This is a genomic window from Mesorhizobium sp. M7D.F.Ca.US.004.03.1.1 (assembly GCF_003998635.1).
GTDB lineage: Bacteria > Pseudomonadota > Alphaproteobacteria > Rhizobiales > Rhizobiaceae > Mesorhizobium > Mesorhizobium loti.
The window spans coordinates 1-618 of record NZ_RZQG01001650.1; the positions used below are offsets into that span (position 1 = coordinate 1).

The following is a 618-nucleotide window of genomic DNA, read 5'->3' on the forward strand; positions in this document are numbered from 1 at the left end:
GTATCAAAGATGGTATCAGTCGTCTCAAGAATTCCGGCGTCTGTGATCGGCAAGATTGGATCCGCTACGTCTGTGGGCCGCGAGCGGTGGGTTGAGCTGTCTCTCCTCGCCGGCAAGAAATTCGAAATGGTTAATGCAATCTTGTCCGAACCAGAATTCGGTGAGTTGGAAAGCAACGGACGTTTCGAAAGGCTGCTGGGAGCCCTGAATGCGAAGGGGAAGCCGGTTCGCAAGGTAGGTCTGAAGTCCCAAGCACAATCCTGGGTCCCGGAGGACAAAGCAGTTAGCGTCAGCGTTAAGAAGGCAGGCAAGGCCATCACAATCGCCGTGAAGGAGATGGACGGCAGCCGCTTTGGCACGTGGATTTCCGATAATCTGAGCAACCTCTATGAGGCGTTCAGAAAGTCGGAGCAGACCTCAACAGGAGACTGAAACCGCAAAAGAAAAAGGCCCCCGAACGTCACCGTCGCGGAAGCCCTTCTCGTCTGTCGCAAGCTGAGAATCGCATTTCCCCGAATCACTGTCAAGAGTCGTGGCGCCGTTTTGGCGAGCAGATTTCTTTTGCCTAATCGAAGGTGAAAGAAAATGGAGACGGGTATTGCAACGACGCCCTTTGGG

Annotated in this window: 1 protein-coding gene; it reads left to right on the top strand. The window is 53.9% G+C overall.

The features are described from left to right. The coding region (locus EN935_RS39285) for a plasmid partitioning protein RepB C-terminal domain-containing protein (RefSeq protein WP_281040425.1) at positions 1–432 on the top strand (432 nt) is incomplete at its 5' end. Between the last annotated feature and the right edge of the window lie 186 nt (positions 433–618).